The sequence below is a fragment of the Microcystis panniformis FACHB-1757 genome, from assembly GCF_001264245.1.
Taxonomy (GTDB): Bacteria; Cyanobacteriota; Cyanobacteriia; order Cyanobacteriales; family Microcystaceae; genus Microcystis; species Microcystis panniformis.
Genome location: NZ_CP011339.1, coordinates 2,469,452 through 2,485,488, shown reverse-complemented (window position 1 = coordinate 2,485,488; position 16,037 = coordinate 2,469,452). Strand labels below are relative to the sequence as shown.

The following is a 16,037-nucleotide window of genomic DNA, read 5'->3' as shown; positions in this document are numbered from 1 at the left end:
TAGATCTCCTGCAAAAATCAAAAATCTGACCTTAAGTGAGGAGAATCCCAGACAGGAGGGGAAAAAAGACAGGAAAATTTAGTACAAAAGCTCTGCTCTCCCTGCTCTGGCGCTCCCTAGCTTACCAGAGGTCGATTGCGACGACAATTATCACAATGACCACAGCGAAAATTATCGGCATTTTCCTGAAAACCAAAGGCATTTAAGAGAAAGTGCCAACGACAGCGACGGGTATAGAGGTAGGGAAATATCTCATTTCTGGGTTTAAAAGTCATCTTGGCGGAATTATGGCGATAAATAAGCCGATAATGAAAAGGATCGAGCCATTCTAGGCGATCAAGACTGTGTAAAAGGGAGAGAATGAGCGCACCATCGGGAAATTCGGCACTAATCGCCTCTAATTTGCCCTCTAGGGGAATTTGGGCTAAAATTTGCCAAGCTTGTCGGTATTGGCGTTCCTGTTGGGAGTTAAAGAATTTTTGCTGGTTTTTATCGCTATTATCTAACCATCCCGTCGGTTCACTAATTAAGGTGAGAGCCTGCATTTTACCCCCATCGCGACCACCGCGGCCGATTTCCTGTAGGTATTCCGATAGTAAAGCCGGGGGTTGGTAGTGGACAACCCAACGCACATCGGGTTTATTGATACCCATGCCAAAAGCTGAGGTACAGACAACAAAAGTTAAATCCCCCCGCAGCCAATTTTGTTCTATTTCCCGACGCTGAAAGGGCGATAAACCGGCATGATAGGCACTGGTGCGATAGTGGAGAGATTGCAACCATGCCGCTAAATTTTCACTATGGCGACGGGAACGAGTATAGATCAGGCCGGATTGTCGAGGTTGACCGGTGAGGAAGTTTAATAGTTGATGACGACGACAACCGGGGCTAATACATATTTTGGTGCTTAAGTCAAGGTTTTGACGGTAAGGATTTATTAAGAAAAGCTGCGGTTTTTCTAGTTGTAAGACGCAGGTGAGAGTCTCACGGGTGGCGGGGTTAGCGGTGGCGGTAAAAGCAGCGATCGCTATTTGGCTGCCGGCCGGTTTTGATTGCAGAAGAGCGGGACGGACGGCACCGAGACGACGGTAGGCAGGACGAAAATTATCGCCCCACTGGGTTAAACAATGGGCCTCGTCGAGGATGAGAGCGTTAATTTTAACGTGGGGAAGGGTTAATTTTGACCAGAGGGGCGGACTTAAGAGGGTTTCTGGGGAAAGATAGAGAAGTCGCAGGGTTTGATCTGCGATCGCTGCTAAGGTTTTCTTTCTCTGTTGTCGGGGGATTTCGTTATGAATCAGGGCAACGGGTAGTTTTTTGGCTAATAATTCCTCCACCTGATTTTCCATTAGGGCAACCAGGGGAGAAATCACTAGGGTTAAGCCGGTTTTTAATAAAGCGGGCAGTTGAAAACAGATAGATTTACCGAATCCCGTGGGCACGACAATTAGGGCATCTTGTGCCGCTAGAATTGTCTCGATAATCTGCTGTTGGGGAAAGCGAAAGCTATCATAGCCCCAAATTTTCTGAAAAATAGTCTGGATGCTTTCGGTATCTTGGGAAGACATGGGTTAACTGCTGGGGAAGTGGGGAATTGGGGAAGTGGGGAATTGGGGAATTGGGGAGGTGGGGAAGTGGGGAAGTGGGGAGGTGGGGAAGTGGGGAAGTGGGGAAATGGGGAAATTGAACTAAAACCCTAACACCCCAAAACCCCCCGCAACGCGCACGCAGTGACCACTTTGACTATTCCGGAAGGGTAACAATTTTTCCCATAATTGAATTTTTTTTGCACTTTTTTAATAATCTGTTACACTTATAGCGATCAATCTTTGTCTGGGGAATTACTGATGACTGAACCTGTTAGCACCACTGACCCCGCAGTAGAAACCGCCACCGAAGCGCAACCCAGTTACGTCAAGCTGGCGATGCGGAATATGGTCAAGAAAAAAGGCGTCTCGTTAAAACACTTTTTTTTGACCACGGCAGCCTTACTGGCCTTTTTTGTCGGTATTTCCTATCTGACGCGTCCCTAGGGTGAAATCTGGTGAGTGAGACTTTGCCCCTACTGGTGGATTTATGCCTACAGGATAATTATTTTGATCCCGGAAATAGTCCTGTGGATGGGGAAACTTGGCACTATTGGTTGGAGACATGGTTAGGCTATCTATCGGATTATCTCCCCGTTGCCGCCGGTTATGAACTAAGTTTGCGTTTAACAGACGATCGAGAAATTCAGGACTATAATTGCCAATATCGCCACAAAGATCAACCGACGGATGTTCTCGCTTTTGCCGCTCTGGAAGTGGATTTACCAGTGGATGAGGGCATTTTAGAGACAGAACCTTTATATTTGGGGGATATTATCATCTCTGTCCAGACAGCACAACAACAGGCTTTAACACAAAATCATTCTTTGGCGCGAGAATTGGCCTGGTTAACTGCCCACGCTTGTTTACATCTCTTGGGTTGGGATCATCCCGATGAAACAAGTCTCTTGGAAATGCTATCTTTACAGGAAACTTTGTTAAAAACCGTCGAAATGCCGATACATAGTTAGTTATTTTTGTCAAGCATTATTGAGGAATATGAAGACAAATTATCATCAAGCCAACCAATCTGCCAGCATACCTAATCCCTATCTCAACAATAATTTTATCCCTCGATCGGGACAGGTGAGTGAGGGCAACAATCCCAGTCAAAGAGAATACGCTTGGCAAGTCGCCTCGAATCTGTTAGTCAGTTTTCGCTACGCTTGGGCCGGAGTCCGTTATGCTTTTGTTAGTCAAAGAAATTTTCGCATTCACACCCTGATTACCCTAGTAGCGGTTAGTTGGGGCTTATTTTTGCGGGTTGATGCCATGGAAATGGCGATTGTCACCCTTACCTGCGCTCTGGTGATGGTCTTAGAATTAATTAACACTGCCCTAGAATCAGTGGTAGATCTGACGGTGGGGCAATCCTACCATGATTTAGCCAAAATAGCGAAAGATTGTGCCGCTGGTGCCGTTTTAATCGCCTCGATCGCCGCTTTACTCGTAGCGGCTTTTATTTTTATTCCCCATTTATTAGCTTAAGCGGGAAACTTTTTTCAGTGTTGCCAAAGGCACGGCGTAGCCGTCCAGTAAACGGTAAACTGAAAACTCAAATCTGATCACTGATCATCTGTACTGATTTTAAAACGCGTAGGGGAAAATTAAGTACAAATGATCGAACTTTCTTTCCCTGCTGCCAACTCTGGCACTGCGGTGCAGTCTTAACCAGTAATTTAGATAGGGTTTGCGGCAAAAAGTACGGGCGAAGCATTCGGATAGAAAATCTCCGGTTTCACCGATAGGTTATTGCCCGAATGCTTCGCCCCTACAGGACACGGGCCGATGAAGATGCAAGGTTTTGAACCACGATTCTTTCAAAATCTTGCACCTGTTTCGCAAGAAAAGCCACAAAACCCTTACCTTGCCTACATTTCACATTTATTCAGCAAACTCTAGATAGTCAACAGCTTAACTGATCACTGATTCGGTATAAGGGTACTCGACAGCTTTTAGCCGATAAATTTAACTTTTCTTAACCTAAGCCTAAACTGGTGAGGGGAGAGGGTTTAGCTATATATAAAAAATTGTCATCCTCGATACAGCAAAAAATCTCTTTTGTCCCCCTATAGGTTAGACTATAGTTATTGATAAGACTTCTTTTGTAGATCTTGCAGGAAATCTCCCATGAGTGCCATAACTTTCTCCACCGCTCCCACCGCTTACTCTATCAGGATGATTAAGGACGAAGTCCGTCAGATGGTAGAACAGGGGGTAGTGAGCAGACACCAACCGATCTACACCCTCTGTCAGTTCATTCCCCCCGGGAGTGGGTTTGTGTTGAATGTGAACTAGAACGGTGTGACTACCTTCTCAGAGATCAAATTGGTGACTTAATCGCCTCGGAATCTTGGGATAATGACTAAACTCCCGTTTGCCGATCTGGGTAAAAATCGGACCAATCAGAAATTTATCAGCCTTGTCCACTCTATATAACTATTATAATTCAGCCCCGGTTAATTCTGGGGCTGAAACTATGGGGACAGGAAGGGGATAATTGTTAATAAAAAAGAATTTTTGGCAAGATTTAGCCAAGTTAGTTCACAAGTTACCCATTGCCAAGGGACGCTATCTCTAACATCCCCAAGTTTTCCCTAACTTAAAATCAGTAGTTGGCGCTGTTGTAAAGAACGCACACCAGTTAATCCTAAACCAACTTGAGCATCGATTGCTCCCACGCTTAAACGACCATCACAAGCTTGTAGAAAAGCAAATTCTCTCTCCGAGAGATTAACCGGCCGATAATCGTAATCTAGAACACTTGCACTAGGCCAACCGTAAAGACAGGGATGAACTTCGGCCACTGCATTCTCTAGGACTTGATCCTCTGACCAATCAGCAGTCAAAATCGGTGGTTTAGCGAGGAAAAATTCATAGTGGGTGATTTCTGGGTCTAATAATTCCGTCAAGCGATAACGTTCCCTTTCCCCTAAATTTTGCGCTCTAGCCATCAATTCGGGGGATTTACCCAATAAACGCTCTAATTGCCAGTAGGAAGGGTTAGAAAAGCCAATAAAGGCTAATCCTGACGCATCAATCAGTTGAAAGAGGGTATCGATATTATAGTCCACTTCCCGGGGGTGAACGTACATATCAGCGAAGGATTCATCGCGATGATTTTCCATTGACCAACGCTCTTTTTCCCGTTTCAAAATGCGATTATTTTCCGGTAGTGAAGCAAAAATCTCTCGGCCGACAGCGACCCCATCTTTATAATCCCCGCGCCGGTCTCCCTGTAAAAGTGCGATCGCAGATTGCATTAACTGGATTTCCCAGCGGCCCAATTGTGCATAGACGAAAATGTGCAGCAGACCACCGGGGGCCAGCTTTTGCGCGAGGGATTGAATCCCTTTAATCGGGTCCGGGAGATGGTGCAGCACCCCGACGCAGTTAATTAAATCAAATTCTCCGGGGAGATTAGTGGCGGATTCAAGGGTTAAATGGTGAAAAGCCAGAGAACCTCGGTGTTTTAGTGCGACTCCCGAACGATTACAGCGTTCTTTGGCAATTTCTAGAGCTTTTTCACTGATATCTATAGCGACTACATGAGCAAAAGGGTTGAGCGCGAGCAGATATTCGGTTCCCGCACCGGTACCACAACCCGCATCGAGAATCCGGATATCCTCTCGTTCGGGTTTACGATGACAACAAAAGTTATAGGCAGCAATCCAATTCCAGCGCCAATTGTAACCCGGAGGAGGTTCGTCTAGGAGCGGTTCGGGAGGGAAAGGATAGGTATTGTAGAGACGTTGTACAGCAGTGCGAATAGTAGCGTCGTCGGACATGAAAATTGGCGGAGTTTAGGATAACACTCGATCGATTGTCTCACAGAGGGCAGCGATCGGGAAAGTCGGCCGGGGTTTTTTTGAGTTGGTCGAGGGTAAATAGGGTTTGCGGCAAAAAGTTTTTCCTGGGGGTAGGGTGTGGGGTGTGGGGTTTTACCGATTTTCAGGTGGTCAATTACCTAATTTTCAGGGAAAAAGTCCCGGAATTTCCCCCCAATCACTCCAATGGTCGGCACTTTTTGAGGGAAAAAAAGTCTAAAAACCTTATCCAACAAGGTTGTTAGATTTATTCAGCAAACCCTAAATAGACCTCTTGTAAAAATCAAAAATTGTTGTTAGGGTTAGGAGTCTCCGAGCCAGTAGCCGGTCGTCAGGAGAATTAAGAATGAGCATTAATCAATTAAATGGTCTATTTAAGAATTTTGGCTCTTCGTTACCCTTTATGCTAAATCAACAGACAAGATGCCAAGACAACATACTTCTAACCCAAAAATTACGAAAGTTTCTCAAGCCATAGGCTCTCCGTTTTATTAGTTTAAGTTTATTGTTGATTCCCTCGACCACCCCATTCGTTGTCCTTCGCTCGAAATAACTAATGATTTCTCCAAACCAGTTTCGGATTGTTTGACAACTCTTGGTAAAAACACTGGAGGATTTTGCCAACCATTCTGAGATAGATAGCAGTCCTTCTGTCGGATTCTCTGAGGTTTCATAAATCTTTCTAAATTCTTCCTTTAATTCCTGCATCTTTTTCAAATTTTGGAATTTTTCTTTGATAGCTTCTAGTTTGATTTTTTGAGTTTCCGTTAAATCTTCTTCATTTTTTAACAGACTATATTTACTTCGCTTTAAAACTTCTAGCTTCGCTTCTTTTTCCGCTTTCTGTTTTTTATTTTTCTGCGCTTCTACCGCTCTTTTTTCTGCTTTTCTCTGTTCGTCTAACTCTTGATTAATTTGTTCATTACATGGAATCTATCGGCGACTACCTCGGCCGATGGCATCAATTCTTTCACTAAATTTTTATAGGGCAACCAAAGGTCTATGCTGACTTCTTCAATTTGCTCTAACACCTCTTTTCCCCACCCTGTAAGCGTTTCCCTCAATTCTTCTTGTGTTCGCTTCTCTAGAATAGCTATTAGTTTTCCCGTATCTAAATTTACTAAAACCGCACAGTAATTTTTTTGTCCTTTGACTAGAGCGATTTCGTCAATTCCTAGTCTTTTTAATTTCGATAGGTCTGTCTCTGTAATTTCTTCAGCTATGTCCTCTATCATTCTTTGAATCTCTTCTTCCGTTACGTCATTTCTTCGGCTAACATTTAAAATATCTCCTGATTTTAATTGTTCGATTATATTCTCGGCTAGTCTTTTCGTATAGGTTCGTTTCTTGGCGACAAAATCTAACTCTTCGCTAAAGGGTTTCTGACAATTACCACACTTAAATTGACGACGATTAACTTGTAGGTACACTGGTTGACCTGAGATTGGTAAATCTTTGACTAAATGTCGATGATTTTGGTGTAGTTTATCGCTCTCTAACCCACAACGAGGACAGATGGCTTTTTGATTTTTCGATTCGATTCGGCAAACTATCCCGATATTTTCTAGGTGTAGATAGCCTTGAATAGACGTTCCTTTTAAGTTCAAAAATTTGTCAAGTATCATAAGTAAAATAATCTCGTTTTTGGCTATTATATCAAATCTTAACTCAATTGTCTATCTTTTGGCATTAACCTGTTTGTACCTTAAGTTTTTCCCTGTATGAATTTCAGCTACTTTTGAGCGTAGTTGCTCTCATCGAATTTTATTTTAAGTTAATTATTTGCATAACAATTACCGAAGAGCCGACAAAACAAAGCGAGCAACTGGAACATCTCCCCCTAGATGTTAAGTCTGATTGCCTGGTCATTCTCAACAAGCACTGTTTATTGAGAATTACCGGGGGAACCCTGAAATTTTCGGCTTAGTTGGTGGCAGCTTGCCGCCAACTCACTCCTCTAGATAAGTATTTTGACTCAGGCATCTTCCTCTTTTGAGACGTTGTGACACTTAGGGTGCGGAATGTGGGTTTGATGGCGATATTGTAACGGTTGAGGACGATCGTTACGGTTATGGAGAGCAGCGTTTTGTCACATTCGGTTTGTTGCAAGGGCGAGTGATTGCCGTTGTCCATACAGAACGTGAGGATTGCACCCGTATTATTTCTGCAAGAAAAGCGACGAAATATGAACAACGAACCTACTTCGAGTAACCCTCAAACTGATTGGCAACGATTGGATGCGATGAGCGATGAAGATATTGATTGATCAGATTGTCCAGAGATTACGCCAGAAATGTTTGCTCAGGCGGTAGTGCGGCGGGGTTTACCTGCTACAAAAGCCAAGGCTCAAGTTATACTCCCCATTGATAGCGATGTATTGTAAAGTTTCAATAGAAATATAGTCAGATATAGTCAGGCATGGCAATATATGGACATGAAGCTATCAGACTATTGTTCGTCACGGGATTTGCTTCGTGTAGGCTAGACTGTAAGCAGCTAACTAAATCACCCTCTTATGATAGAGATTTCCCCATGCCCCAAGCCTTGAAAGCAATTTATCATAGTGGTACGTTCATCCTTCAAACAGCTTACGATTTACCTGACGGCACTGAGGTGGAGCTTTTTGTAAAATCACCTCAAATTATTCCCCCAAAGATTACCGATATTGCGGCTAGGCAGAATTTTTTAAGGCTGCTTGTTGAGCGAATGCAACAAAACCCCATTCCCTCTAATGCTCCCCAGTTTACTAGAGATATGTTGCATGAACGCCGTTGACACAAATGTTTTAATTTACGTCAATGATTCGCGTAATCCTAGTAAGCAGGCAATCGCAGCTTCTCTAGTAGCTAATCTGACAGAGGGAGTTTTAATTTGGCAGGTTGCCTGCGAATATTTAGCGGCAAGCCGCAAACTTGAGCCATTTGGGTATGACAGAGCGCAAGCCTATCAGTACATTCGAGATTTGCAACAGGTTTGGTACACAGCTTTGCCAACTTGGGCTGTGATTAATCGCGCTGAGGACTTGATGAGCCGTTTTAGTTTGTCTCATTGGGATTCGATGGTGGTTGCTGCTTGTTGGGAAGCAAACGTCGAAACTCTCTATACAGAAGACTTTGGGTATTCAGACATTGATGGGCTGAAAATTGTCAATCCTTTCAAGAGTCCCTAAACCTGCCGCAGCATAATTCGTAGGGTGCGTTCCCTAATGTGACTCTACTGCTCCACCGATCGATTTTTGGGGAACGCACCATGCACATTGATTGAAGCTGTGGGTTTAAGTGCGATGCCGCTCTGGTGGACTGAGTGCGATGCCGAAGGCACTGCGTAGCAGATCGCTGCTCTTGTAGCTTGGGTTGACGGCTGTTACCCAACTCCCTCAAAACCAAGATTAAATGCAGTAGGATAGACGTGGGATAGATTTTCTAGATTGCCGTGAGCGAAACCGTCTATATTGAAACCAGTGTTATTGGTTATCTGACAGCCAGATCGACCAAAAACCTGATTATTGCTGCCAATATTGAAATAACACGGGAATGGTGGGAATTTCGTCGAAACGACTTTATTCTGTACACTTCGGAGGCTGTCCTAGAGGAAGTAGCTAAAGGGGATACAGCGATCGCCTCCCAAAGGCTGGATATTTTGCGTGATTTTCCCTTGTTAGCATTGAATGACGCTGCACAAGATTTGGCTAAACAATTCTTAACCCGCAGTAATCTGCCTCCAAAAGCGAAAGTTGACGCGATCCACATTGCCGCCGCAACTGTCCACGGCATGGATTATCTGTTAACGTGGAACTGTAAGCATATTGCTAATGCTCAAATACAGGGTAAGTTAGCTGAGATTACCCTTGGTTGTGGCTATGTATTGCCTATCCTTTGCACACCCAACGAACTAATGGGAGATTAAGTCATGTGGACAGATGAAATTGTCGAGGAGATCCACCGAATCCGTGAAGAGTATGCCAAGTCCTTCAACTATGACTTGGATGCAATCTTTGCAGACCTACGCAAAAAGGAAGCAGCAAGCGGCAGAGAAGTCGTAAACTTATTGCGAAAGCCCAGTCTAACAAGTCGTTGGAGCGGCCAGGCTAGAGAGCTTGATGATGGGATCAAGGATGCTAACCGCCGCTCAACTTAGTTGTTCCCCACTTCCCACGAAAAACTTTTTCCCTATGTGGGGAAAGATTCGCCAATAGACTGGACAAGAATCTCTAGATGGGCGAGGCTATGGGTGGCCATAGCAGTAAATCGCAGACGACTGGTGGGAACGGTAGGAGGACGAATGGCGGGGGCAAAAATCCCTTTTTCTAGCAGTTTTTGCGATAATTCTAGGGCTTTACCCGGATTGGCCACCGGTAAACATAAAATCGCCGCTTCCGAAGGCAATATATTAAAATTATTTAATTTACTCTTGACAAAATTAATATTTTGGTGTAAGTTTTGGCGACGTTCCGGTTCCAGACGAATAATCTCTAAAGCCATTTTAGCGGCGGCGGTGTCGGCGGGGGATAAACCGGTAGTATAAATCCAGGTGGCGGCGCGATTGCGGATAAAATCGATAATTTTGGCGTTTCCGGTCACATATCCCCCTAAACTGCCTAAAGCTTTACTCAGGGTTCCCATCTGAATTAATTCCCGTCCTTGACAACCACAATATTCCACGCAACCTGTGCCATTTTCCCCCATAACTCCGGTAGCGTGGGCCTCATCCACCAAAACCATACAATTATAAATCTCGGCTAGAGCGAGAATTCCCGCTAGGGGACAGATATCCCCATCCATACTAAACACTGTATCAGTGAGCAGTAAACAATGACGATAGTGATGACGGTGGGCTAATAACTGATTTTCTAAGTCTTCGAGACTATTGTGCCGGTATTCTTTCACCGTGGCACCGCTTAACTTGGCTCCATTTTTGAGGCTAGAGTGATTGTATTGATCGCCTAAAATCAGGTCTTTCTGCGCCACTAAACAGGTAATTGTCCCCAAATTGGCTAAATATCCCGAACTAAAAACAATCGCGTCTTCGCTATTTTTAAAGGATGCGATCGCTAATTCTAAATCTCGATGAATATCTCGGTGTCCACTTAATAGACGCGAGCCGGTGCTTCCAGTTCCATAGCTTTGTGTCGCTGCTATGGCTGCTGCGATCATTCTTTCATCGGCTGCTAATCCCAGATAATCATTACTGCCAAAATTAATCAGCGATCGACCCTCTAATTCTATAACGGCTCCGCCCCGGCCTTGAATGGTTTTAACCCTTCGATACCAATTGGCCCGATGGAGGGTTTTTAAGCTATCCTCGATCCAAGAGTAAGGATGATTCATGGGTGATTTGTCAATATATAGCCAGATTATTGCCGAAAAAGGCTCTTTTAAGGGTTAATAGTTTCGTAAAAACGACAATCTTGACAGGGACCGGAGGGGTTAATCGCACAGCGCAACAGTTCAGATCTGGCGTTAAAATGACAACTAGCATCCCCCATCACCCAACGTCCTTCAATCAAACTTTTTTCGTTAGGAGTGGGAGCAGTTTGTACATAAAGGGAAATTTTGCGTAAACAATAGCCACCAATCTTGTATTGGTACTGGTGGTGACGTTCCAAAACCGCATAGGTTTGTCCTTTTAAGGCCAAATAATTACCCGGTTGTGGCATCCAATCCAACTGTATCTCTCCCAAACTTTGCCGCGGATGGGTTAGAATAACCTCCGTTGTTAATGAATCTTGCTCCATGATTATCCCTGTATTCTGGGCTACCTTTGCTCAATGGTAGCTTAGATCTCTGGCTCTCTTATTCTTTGTGTGATAAGTTTAACTTATATAATAGCGATCAATCTTTGTGTCCTTTGTGTCTCTGTGGTTCGTTCCACTCACTCTAGAATTGCCAATTTCCCGATTAGAGTAGAAGATAAACCGCAGGATTTTTCCGAGAATTGACTTTATGGTTTACCCCATCCCGCCTGAAGATAATCTACCGCAAAAATTTCCGAAAATTCCCTTAGATCGTCGGGCTTATGCTTTCCTGATCGACTTTGCCTCGATCTGGTTTTTAAGCTCCTTTGCTAATAGTGCGCCTGTACTGCAATTCTTCCTTTTTCTCCTGATCTGGTGGTGTTTGCGGGTGTTATTAGTAGCGCAGAATCAGGGTCAGAGTTTAGGACGTTGGGCCTTGGATATGAAGATCATCGATCTGCGACTTCAGCGTTTACCCGGAATTTTGGAGTTAAGCAAAAGAGAGGCGATCGCTGGTGGGGGGCAGCTTTAATGATGGTAGGGTTAAATACTTTTTTTGGCAATCCTTTAAGTTTGATTTTATTATCTTCGCCCCTTTTCGCCGATTGTGGTATGGCGATCGGTGATGAGCAATTTAACCGAGCTTTCCATGATCGCATCGGTGGCACGATTGTTATTCCCACCCGTCGGGGTTTTTCTCTCGATCTACGTTTAAGAAGGCTTTGGTATCAAGTTAAGGGCAGAATGAGAAGATAAATATCAGTTATCAGTTATCAGTTATCAGTGATCAGTTTTAAGTTTTGAGTTTTAAGTTTTGAGTGATACTAAATCCGGTTATTAAAAACTGGTTATTTATTCCCCCTTTTGCCTTTTGCCGTTCGGCTGTCCTGATATATAGCCTATACTCAACGGATTTAGTATTATTCCCCCATCCGACGGGCATCGGTGGGGGACAAGAAATTAGTCTATTAGGAGTTTACCAAAATGTCAGAAGACAGATTAGAGCGGATCGAGAGAATAGTGGAATCGAACGCTCGCGCGATTCAAGCCCTAGCTGATGCCGTCGCTAGTGACCGCGAAGAACGGAAACAAGAGAAAAAAGGGCTTTACGATTACCTAGCTCGAATAGCAAGCGCACAATCAGATTTTTATGAGACTCAAGCCGATTTTTACCGGCATCTAGAGAGAATGGATAATCGACACGCTCAAATGATTGAAATCATCCGACAGATTAACGAGAACAGAAGAGATCAAGCCTAACCTCTAGAAGTTGCCCGTAGCCGTGCCTACGGGCTTAATTAAGCCCGTAAATATTTCGATAATGGGGTTGATGCTATAGCAGTTTTTATCAGAATGAGGCATGGGCAAGGGGCTTAAGCCCTTTGTTGGCAAAACTTGTCGATACCTCAGTAACGTGAAAAGCGCTATAAATAGCAGTTTCCCAGCATCTTTTCACTGTTTACTGTTCACTGATCACTGAAAAAGGCGGGATCGGCCGGGATCGAACCGGCGGCCTAGTGCTTAGGAGGCACTCGCTCTATCCAACTGAGCTACGACCCCAATTTTTTCCCTAACCATGATAAGACATCCACGGCTAAACTGTTGATTGCCATGGATTATTTAGGGCTTGCTGAATAAATCTAAAAACCTTGTTGGATAAGGTTTTTAGACTTTTTTTCCCTCAAAAAGTGCCGACCATTGGAGTGATTGGGGGGAAAATTCCGGGACTTTTTCCCTGAAAATTAGGTAATTGACCACCTGAAAATCGGTAAAACCCCACACCCCACACCCCACACCCTACCCCCAGGAAAAACTTTTTGCCGCAAACCCTATTGAGGGTTTTTTTGGGGGGGTAATCTCGACTAATCGGCGAAAAAACACCTCGATACCCAGCTACTTTCTGTTTTATGGCCGCAATCTTGGCAGTATGTTAATTTTATTTGCCCTTGAGGGCTTTTTTAAAATTCTTGCGGTAGGCGGGATTAACAGCCAACAGAAGCGGCCAGAACAGTGTTAGAGCTAAACGATTGGGTAAACTGGAACTAAAATTAGTGCTTCTGTACCCATTCCAGAATTTCCAACCACCGACACCATAAAAAATTATTAAGATAAAAATAACGAGTCTCATGCCATCTCATCCTTGAATTTAGACAATTCACATCTCCCATTTTAAGCTTGGGTTTTGCCGACTTGGGAAAAGAAAATATTGTCCTGAATCCGGGAGACGGTGTTAGAATGCCGGTTAGGAACTAGCTCGATCGAGATAGGAAAACTAAAGCCAGAATTTGAAAAAAATATTTAAAAACGGCGAAAAGATAGCCTTGGGAGGAAGTTATGCGAGCGGTACTAATGGCAGGTGGTTCGGGGACAAGATTACGTCCGCTTACTTGTGATCTTCCCAAACCGATGGTTCCGATTCTCAACCGTCCGATCGCCGAACATATTATTAATTTACTACGAAAACATGACATTACCGAAATTATCACCACCCTGCACTATCTTCCCGATGTCATGCGCGACTACTTTCAAGACGGCAGCGACTTTGGGGTAAAAATCACCTACGCTGTGGAGGAGGATCAACCCCTAGGCACCGCAGGATGTGTGAAAAATATTGCCGAATGGTTAGATGATACCTTTCTGGTGATTAGTGGCGATAGTATCACTGATTTTGACCTGCAAAAAGCGATCGCATTCCATAAAAGCAAAAACTCGAAAGCAACCCTCGTCCTGACGCGCGTTCCCAATCCGATCGAATTTGGGGTAGTGATTACCGACAAAGAAGGCAGAATTCGCCGTTTTATCGAAAAACCATCCACTAGCGAGATTTTTTCCGATACCGTCAACACCGGAACCTATATTCTTGAACCAGAAGTCCTCGATTATCTCCCCTACAAAGAAGAAGCCGACTTTTCTAAAGATTTGTTTCCGCTGCTGCTGCAAAGGGGCGAACCTATGTATGGTTATGTGGCCGATGGTTATTGGTGCGATGTCGGTCATCTGGAGGCCTACCGAGAAGCGCAATACGACGCTTTATCTGGCAAAGTTAACCTAGAATTTCCCTATCGAGAAAAATCCCCCGGGGTGTGGGTCGGTACTAATACTTATATCGATCCTAGCGCCCACATTGAGGCCCCGGCCATGATCGGCAATCATTGCCGCATTGGTGCAAATGTTCTGATCGAGAGGGGTTCGGTTATCGGCGATAATGTCACCATCGGTGCCGGTTCCGATCTGAAACGTCCCATCCTCTGGAATGGTGTGGTGATCGGGGATGAGGTCAATTTAGCCGCTTGTACGATCGCTAGGGGAACCAGAATCGATCGACGGGCCCAGGTACACGAAGGTGCGGTGATCGGACAATTATCGATCGTTGGGGAAGAAGCGCAGATCAATTCCGGGGTGAGAGTCTGGCCGAGTAAACAGATCGAATCGGGAGCCATCCTCAATATTAACCTGATTTGGGGAAATACTGCCCATAAAAACCTCTTTGGTCAACGAGGAGTATCGGGCCTGGCTAACATCGATATCACGCCCGAATTCGCCGTTAAACTGGGGGCAGCCTACGGTTCCATCCTGAAACCGGGGTCAACGGTAATCGTCTCCCGGGATCAACGTAGTGTCTCGCGCATGGTCAGTCGATCGCTGATTGCCGGTTTAATGTCCGTGGGGGTGAATATCCAAAACCTACAAGCGAATGCTTTACCGATTTCCCGGACTTTAGTGGCTAAATTAAACGTAGTCGGTGGCATTCACGTCCGTATCCATCCCGATCGCCCGGATTTTCTCTTAATCGAGTTTTTAGACGAAAAAGGAATTAATGTTTCCAAAGCCAAGGAAAAGAAAATCGAAGGCGCTTATTTCAAAGAAGATCTGCGACGGGTGGGAATGCAGGAAATCGGCAGTATGTCCTATCCAGCTGATATTCTCGATAATTACCGCAAAACCTTTGAAACTCAGCTAAATGTGGAGGCCATTCGCAATAGTGGTTCCAAAATCGTCATTGATTACGCCTACGGAGTCTCAGGGGCAATTTTACCGGAATTACTGGCTAAATTTGGCTGTGATGCCGTGGTTCTCAATGCCAGTTTACGTCAGAATGCCCTTTCCATGCAGGAAAGAGAGTTACTGATCCATCAATTGGGCCATGTGGTGGAGGCCCTGAAAGCGAACTTAGGCGTACAAGTTTCGGCCAACGGGGAACAATTAGTCCTCGTCGATGAGAGTGGTTTATCGATTCGCGGGGAACAATTAACTGCTTTAATGGTGAATACAATTCTGACCGCCCATCCGCGCGGTACAGTGGTAGTGCCAGTTCATGCTTCTAGTGCCGTGGAACAGATCGCACGTCGTCACGATGGCCGGGTGGTGCGGACAAAAGCCAGTCCTAGCGCTTTAATGGAAGGATGTCAAACTAATCCTAATGTGGTTTTAGGAGGCTCTGGGCAAACTGGCTTTATTTTTCCGCAATTACATCCCGGTTTCGATGCCATGTTCAGCGTGGCGAAACTTTTGGAGATGTTAACCATTCAGGAACGTTCTCTAGCTCAGGTGCGGGCCGAGTTACCGCGCATTTACAATAAGAATACGGCGGTGCGTTGTCCTTGGAAAGTCAAGGGATCTTTGATGCGCTATCTGGTGGAAACTCACGCTACCGATAATCTAGAGTTGGTCGATGGAGTCAAGGTGATTAATCCCCTTAATGATGACTGGGTATTGATTTTACCCGATGCCGGAGAACCTTTAGTGCATATCTACGCTAACAGTGAGCAGCGGGAATGGGTCGATCGGACAATTAAAGAATATCGTCATCGTGTGCAGTATTTCGTCGAACATTACCAGGGCGAAATAGTGATGATTTAGGATTTTTCTGCCCTATTAGCCACGAAACTT

Annotated in this window: 16 protein-coding genes, 1 tRNA gene and 4 pseudogenes; 14 read left to right on the top strand and 7 right to left on the bottom strand. The window is 44.7% G+C overall.

Annotated features, from left to right (window positions below):
* Positions 1 to 116 precede the first annotated feature (116 nt).
* Entirely contained in the window at positions 117 to 1,568 is a 1,452-nt protein-coding gene (locus VL20_RS11980; protein ID WP_052276629.1) for a RecQ family ATP-dependent DNA helicase, read from the bottom strand.
* On the opposite strand from VL20_RS11980, the gene VL20_RS31140 reads away from it, so the two are divergent.
* The 5 genes and pseudogenes from VL20_RS31140 (at position 1,557) to VL20_RS11960 (ending at position 3,955) form a co-directional block, all read left to right on the top strand.
* Positions 1,557 to 1,700: a hypothetical protein gene (locus tag VL20_RS31140; protein WP_158499342.1), complete on the top strand. Its 144-nt coding sequence runs from the start codon at positions 1,557 to 1,559 to the stop codon at positions 1,698 to 1,700. The genes VL20_RS11980 and VL20_RS31140 overlap by 12 nt on opposite strands.
* A gap of 147 nt (positions 1,701 to 1,847) precedes the next feature.
* The gene (locus VL20_RS11975) at positions 1,848 to 2,033 is read left to right on the top strand and encodes a DUF3285 domain-containing protein (protein ID WP_052278450.1); all 186 of its coding nucleotides are present in this window, start codon (positions 1,848 to 1,850) and stop codon (positions 2,031 to 2,033) included.
* Between the two features lie 11 nt (positions 2,034 to 2,044).
* Positions 2,045 to 2,557 (top strand): rRNA maturation RNase YbeY, encoded by a 513-nt coding sequence (ybeY, locus tag VL20_RS11970; protein ID WP_052276628.1) that lies wholly within the window; start codon positions 2,045 to 2,047, stop codon positions 2,555 to 2,557.
* A 28-nt stretch (positions 2,558 to 2,585) separates the two neighbouring features.
* Entirely contained in the window at positions 2,586 to 3,074 is a 489-nt protein-coding gene (locus VL20_RS11965; RefSeq protein WP_002789713.1) for a diacylglycerol kinase family protein, read from the top strand.
* A gap of 642 nt (positions 3,075 to 3,716) precedes the next feature.
* Positions 3,717 to 3,955 (top strand): annotated as a pseudogene (locus VL20_RS11960) (DUF4327 family protein).
* 228 nt (positions 3,956 to 4,183) lie between these two features.
* Here the strand turns inward: VL20_RS11960 and VL20_RS11955 are convergent.
* Both VL20_RS11955 and VL20_RS11950 read right to left on the bottom strand, forming a co-directional pair.
* Positions 4,184 to 5,374: a class I SAM-dependent methyltransferase gene (locus VL20_RS11955; RefSeq protein ID WP_052276627.1), complete on the bottom strand. Its 1,191-nt coding sequence runs from the start codon at positions 5,372 to 5,374 to the stop codon at positions 4,184 to 4,186.
* Positions 5,375 to 5,824: 450 nt separating this feature from the next.
* Positions 5,825 to 7,038, bottom strand: a pseudogene (locus VL20_RS11950) (ISL3 family transposase).
* Positions 7,039 to 7,151: 113 nt separating this feature from the next.
* Here VL20_RS11950 and VL20_RS28325 point away from each other — a divergent pair.
* The 6 genes and pseudogenes from VL20_RS28325 to VL20_RS31135 all read left to right on the top strand — a co-directional run bounded on the left by VL20_RS28325 (position 7,152) and on the right by VL20_RS31135 (position 9,550).
* Positions 7,152 to 7,340, top strand: a complete 189-nt coding sequence (locus VL20_RS28325; RefSeq protein WP_072926766.1) for a hypothetical protein — start codon at positions 7,152 to 7,154, stop codon at positions 7,338 to 7,340.
* A 101-nt stretch (positions 7,341 to 7,441) separates the two neighbouring features.
* Positions 7,442 to 7,624 (top strand): annotated as a pseudogene (locus tag VL20_RS28320) (BrnT family toxin); the annotation flags it as partial.
* 321 nt (positions 7,625 to 7,945) lie between these two features.
* Entirely contained in the window at positions 7,946 to 8,188 is a 243-nt protein-coding gene (locus VL20_RS11945) for an antitoxin family protein (RefSeq protein ID WP_052278449.1), read from the top strand.
* The gene (locus VL20_RS11940) at positions 8,175 to 8,582 is read left to right on the top strand and encodes a PIN domain-containing protein (protein ID WP_002789708.1); all 408 of its coding nucleotides are present in this window, start codon (positions 8,175 to 8,177) and stop codon (positions 8,580 to 8,582) included. The genes VL20_RS11945 and VL20_RS11940 overlap by 14 nt, the downstream gene beginning before the upstream one ends.
* Before the next feature lie 263 nt (positions 8,583 to 8,845).
* On the top strand, positions 8,846 to 9,319 hold the full coding sequence (locus VL20_RS11935; protein ID WP_052276626.1) for a type II toxin-antitoxin system VapC family toxin: 474 nt from the start codon (positions 8,846 to 8,848) through the stop codon (positions 9,317 to 9,319).
* A 3-nt stretch (positions 9,320 to 9,322) separates the two neighbouring features.
* A complete protein-coding gene (locus VL20_RS31135) occupies positions 9,323 to 9,550 on the top strand; it encodes a hypothetical protein (protein WP_016516502.1) in 228 nt (75 codons plus the stop codon).
* A gap of 32 nt (positions 9,551 to 9,582) precedes the next feature.
* On the opposite strand, the gene bioF is transcribed toward VL20_RS31135, so the two are convergent.
* Both bioF and VL20_RS11920 read right to left on the bottom strand, forming a co-directional pair.
* Entirely contained in the window at positions 9,583 to 10,740 is a 1,158-nt protein-coding gene (bioF, locus tag VL20_RS11925; RefSeq protein ID WP_052276625.1) for an 8-amino-7-oxononanoate synthase, read from the bottom strand.
* A 47-nt stretch (positions 10,741 to 10,787) separates the two neighbouring features.
* Positions 10,788 to 11,147, bottom strand: coding sequence for a DUF6464 family protein (locus VL20_RS11920; protein ID WP_052276624.1), 360 nt, complete (start codon positions 11,145 to 11,147; stop codon positions 10,788 to 10,790).
* 208 nt (positions 11,148 to 11,355) lie between these two features.
* On the opposite strand from VL20_RS11920, the pseudogene VL20_RS11915 reads away from it, so the two are divergent.
* A pseudogene (locus tag VL20_RS11915) lies at positions 11,356 to 11,903 on the top strand (RDD family protein).
* A gap of 228 nt (positions 11,904 to 12,131) precedes the next feature.
* The gene (locus tag VL20_RS11910) at positions 12,132 to 12,407 is read left to right on the top strand and encodes a hypothetical protein (RefSeq protein WP_052276623.1); all 276 of its coding nucleotides are present in this window, start codon (positions 12,132 to 12,134) and stop codon (positions 12,405 to 12,407) included.
* A gap of 226 nt (positions 12,408 to 12,633) precedes the next feature.
* On the opposite strand, the gene VL20_RS11905 is transcribed toward VL20_RS11910, so the two are convergent.
* Positions 12,634 to 12,707 (bottom strand) — tRNA-Arg (locus VL20_RS11905).
* Between the two features lie 376 nt (positions 12,708 to 13,083).
* Positions 13,084 to 13,275: a hypothetical protein gene (locus tag VL20_RS11900; RefSeq protein ID WP_043996070.1), complete on the bottom strand. Its 192-nt coding sequence runs from the start codon at positions 13,273 to 13,275 to the stop codon at positions 13,084 to 13,086.
* Between the two features lie 206 nt (positions 13,276 to 13,481).
* Between VL20_RS11900 and VL20_RS11895 the strand changes: the two genes are divergently transcribed.
* Positions 13,482 to 16,007, top strand: coding sequence for a mannose-1-phosphate guanyltransferase (locus VL20_RS11895; protein WP_052276622.1), 2,526 nt, complete (start codon positions 13,482 to 13,484; stop codon positions 16,005 to 16,007).
* Positions 16,008 to 16,037 lie beyond the last annotated feature (30 nt).